At 56.2% G+C, this 3,232-nt stretch carries 4 protein-coding genes; 2 read left to right on the top strand and 2 right to left on the bottom strand.

Annotation, left to right across the window (positions count from 1 at the left end; all coding sequences use genetic code 11):
* Window positions 1-174: 174 nt before the first annotated feature.
* Window positions 175-570 (top strand): hypothetical protein, encoded by a 396-nt coding sequence (locus tag QZ189_RS10900; RefSeq protein ID WP_296421761.1) that lies wholly within the window; start codon window positions 175-177, stop codon window positions 568-570.
* Between the two features lie 330 nt (window positions 571-900).
* Here QZ189_RS10900 and QZ189_RS10895 read toward each other — a convergent pair whose 3' ends face one another.
* Together QZ189_RS10895 and QZ189_RS10890 are read right to left on the bottom strand one after the other, a co-directional pair.
* Window positions 901-1,083 (bottom strand): hypothetical protein, encoded by a 183-nt coding sequence (locus tag QZ189_RS10895; RefSeq protein WP_010316152.1) that lies wholly within the window; start codon window positions 1,081-1,083, stop codon window positions 901-903.
* Between the two features lie 1,262 nt (window positions 1,084-2,345).
* The gene (locus QZ189_RS10890) at window positions 2,346-2,645 is read right to left on the bottom strand and encodes a hypothetical protein (RefSeq protein ID WP_296421760.1); all 300 of its coding nucleotides are present in this window, start codon (window positions 2,643-2,645) and stop codon (window positions 2,346-2,348) included.
* A 121-nt stretch (window positions 2,646-2,766) separates the two neighbouring features.
* Here QZ189_RS10890 and QZ189_RS10885 point away from each other — a divergent pair, with 121 nt between their 5' ends.
* Window positions 2,767-3,018, top strand: coding sequence for a hypothetical protein (locus QZ189_RS10885; protein WP_010316159.1), 252 nt, complete (start codon window positions 2,767-2,769; stop codon window positions 3,016-3,018).
* Window positions 3,019-3,232 lie beyond the last annotated feature (214 nt).

Genomic DNA, 3,232 nt, shown 5'->3' with positions numbered 1-3,232 from the left:
CACCGCCGAAGCTCCCGAGCCGGTCAAGCAGCCCGTGCGCGGTCTCTGGTGATCCGGGGGTGATTCTCTTGTGATCTGAGCGCCCTCTCGGGGGCGCTTTTTTCTGTGCTTGCTTCCAGGTCTGGCTTGCACCAGAGTTCGCTCATTCTTCGTTCTGTTCTGGCAGGGAAAGAGATGAAACGCTTTCTCTTGAAAGCCTTGTTGCTCCTGTCTGTTGTGCCCTGGATGCCCATCCAGGCCAGTGCACAGGGCGTTCAGCAGACCTTTGATCAGATCGAGCGCTTGCAGAAGGAGGGGCCAGCGTTTCAGCGTGCAATGAATCTGGCGCGGACAAAAGCAGTGGCACTCAACGGTGGGTTGGGTCAGTACGTGCCGGCGGCCTGCATGTTTTCGACAACGCTTGCGCGTCAGCGTTGTTTGATGCGAGCCGATGCCCTGGGTTTCGTCTTTCGGTTTTCCGGCGGACCTCCTGGCTGGGAGATGGAAGGACGGTCTCCTGCAGTGATCACCGAGGTCTCCGTCAGTTCAGATGGCAAGGCACTTCTGAACATTCAGAACAGCGCGCAATGAGCCGCGCGCCATTGAGCATCTGCAATCCTTAATGCAGGACCGAGTACACCAGGGCACACTTTTGAGCGGTAGCAGTCGCTACAGTTTGAAGACGTTCGTCCCCTTTGGGGATGCATGATTTGACAGCAGGGAACGGGGCTGTCATCTCGAGGCTCATGCCATGAACACTCTCGCCCTTATCCGCGCCCAGATCCTCAAGGCCAAGCGTCTTGAACAGGCTCAGTTGGCCGGTTTAAGCCGGGTTGTGGTGCCGATTTTCTGATCGTTGCCGCAAGTGCTGGATGCGCCCCTTCGGGGGCGCTTTTTTCTGGCAAGGCGTCAGTTGGCGACTCAGTCCTCGATGGGGATTGAATCCCGCTGCCGGCGGGTTGGCCCGGTGCAGGTGCGAATGCTCAGGGGATGGTCGCCAAAGGCCCGTTTGGCCAGGCTCAGGGCCACGGATTCGTTGATGGCGACCAGGTGCACCCGCTTCTCACCGTGGGGAGTTTGGGCGGTCACATCAAAACCGAGCATTGCCTGAGGCAACAGAAACCACACTCTTGATAGGCCGTTCTGGTGCTGGGTTCCAAAAGCTTTAGAAGAATTTCCGTTGTCCTTCGATCTGACTTGGCCGCTGACATCCATGCTGATGCCCCTTGTGCAGAGTCAGGTTGTTGTCGGTGCGGTGTTAGGTTGACCTCTGACATCACAGGCGTGCTGCGTCGGCCCTTCACTGCATGGTCGCCGCTCACATCGACTGAAATACACGGAGTAAGGCTCAGATATCGGTTTGTTGTCGCCCACAGCGACCACGGCCCGTTCATTCCAATCCCCATTGCGGGCGCGTGACGGCAGTGTTCAAGCGTCTTTTCTCCGCTTTGGGGTTTGTCTGGACCAAGGACAGGATTTTTTCGGCTTCATTGTTGCGAGCAGTTTCCCGCTGACTACGGCTTAGAACTTCTCGGGCCTGTTCTTGGCTGATCAAGAAGTGGATGAGCGTTCCTTCTGATATCTCCGCTGTTTTCCAAGGCACCATTCGTTTTCTCGTTACCTCTTGCGTGCCGATTGTCGTCAAAAAGTCTTTTTGCTATTGAGTTCTTCACGTGTTTGATCAGTTCATTCTGCTTCCTGTTGCCGGAGATCGGTCACTTGTATTGGACAGCAGCCATGATGACCTTTGGTCCGCGCAGGCCAAGCGTTATCAGCGGCTTGTTTTGGATCCTGAGCTCCTGCCTGCGCTCAATTCAGGGCCAGCTTTTCATGGTCCTTTAGAGGCCATCAGTTCGATGGGCAGCGATCTCTAGAGCCTTGAGCAAAGGCTCCTCTGGAGCCGTGCATTGTTTGGTGGTGTTCCGCATCCGTTCAAATGCTCATAGCCCTTTTCCTCCTTGCAGGCCATAACTGAGGTGTGCCACCTCAAGGCATAGGGAGAATCCTTTGCTTCCAAGGTTCCCCTCGGGGATCATCCTCTGCAGAGGCCCCTCTTCATCCATTGCACTGGGGGGAACTGTGCTCGATTACAACGTTGATCCTTTAGATGATCAGATTATCGTCGCGATTTCTCTTGCGCAGCTGAACAGTGTCCAGCATGAGGCGTCATCTGAACTCGGCTTGCCTTGGGGATATGGCCATGAAAACTGGTGTGTTGACAGGCACCATGCCCTCTTTCAATGTACAGCTCAAGAAGCGAATCTGATGCACCGCGGTGTCAACTATCGCTCGACGAAGGGGGTATAAGCCGCACCTTAAAAAGTGATTCCATCCTCCTGCCTCCGGCCCGAGGATGGTCTTGAGGCTTAGTAGTCGTCTCCGTACTTCACTGAAGAGGTGGCATCCATCAGTTCAACCGTCGTCTGGTAACCGTTCTGAACGGTGAATTCATGTTGTGCTGCGACATCTTGCAGCGCCGCAACATCCAATTTGGGAGCGGTGATCCAGCTGAACCCTTTCCCGAAGGTGTTGTCCGGATTGACGACATACCAGTGGCATGCGGTGTCGGGGACGGACACAGAGCATTTTGTCCAGTCGTTGTCCCACTGAGGCACTTGAACGAAGGAGAGGGCCGCGAGTAATACGCCAAAGAGTCCAGTCAGCATTGCCGCCCATCCGTGTGAGCTGGACGCTATCAGGGAGTGCCGCGGGCAGAGGGTGTTGCTTGCTGCTGTCCTCGCGCTCCTGCGATGGCGGCACCAGCATGGGTGGAGTGCTCGGTCCGTCATGTTGCTCAACCCCTTTTGCCCCATTGCTGGAGCCAAGATCCTCAGCCTGAAGGCCACGGTGATTCTGTTGCTGACGCTTTTGATCAAGTCCAAGATTCGGATTGCGACCTTCTCAGGTCTGGGCGCCCTCTTGCTGCTTCTTCAGACCCTGGTCTTCTTTGCGGTCAGCGGTGGCTTGGCCGTTGCAGCCGCAGGAGCTGCCGTTTACGCCGTCCAACAACGCAAGACCACTACGGCTGCTGCTGTGTAATTACCCCCAAATGGGGCTATCGCGATTGTGACGATCAATCCGATGATTCGCTCAACCCCGAAACGGGGGGACGGAATAGCTCACCCCTGACACTTTCCGGTGGGCAGGGGGATTTTTTTGACTTCACTGCAGCAGCCATTGAATGGACAGCGCCCTTCCGGCCTGGATGGCGCGAAACAGGAGGCTCGTCCAGAGGACAGCGCGCAGCGTCGTC

The organism is Vulcanococcus sp. CPBay_Sum15L08_68 (genome assembly GCF_017855895.1).
In the GTDB taxonomy this organism is placed as follows: Bacteria; Cyanobacteriota; Cyanobacteriia; order PCC-6307; family Cyanobiaceae; genus Vulcanococcus.
This window is presented reverse-complemented; position numbering and strand designations above follow the sequence as displayed.

Bases quoted from the DNA above. Each gene is read 5' to 3' on its own strand.
- QZ189_RS10900 (WP_296421761.1), top strand. From the start codon at position 175: ATGAAACGCTTTCTCTTGAAAGCCTTGTTGCTCCTGTCTGTTGTGCCC.
- QZ189_RS10895 (WP_010316152.1), bottom strand. From the start codon at position 1,083: ATGCTCGGTTTTGATGTGACCGCCCAAACTCCCCACGGTGAGAAGCGG.
- QZ189_RS10890 (WP_296421760.1), bottom strand. From the start codon at position 2,645: ATGCTGACTGGACTCTTTGGCGTATTACTCGCGGCCCTCTCCTTCGTT.
- QZ189_RS10885 (WP_010316159.1), top strand. From the start codon at position 2,767: ATGTTGCTCAACCCCTTTTGCCCCATTGCTGGAGCCAAGATCCTCAGC.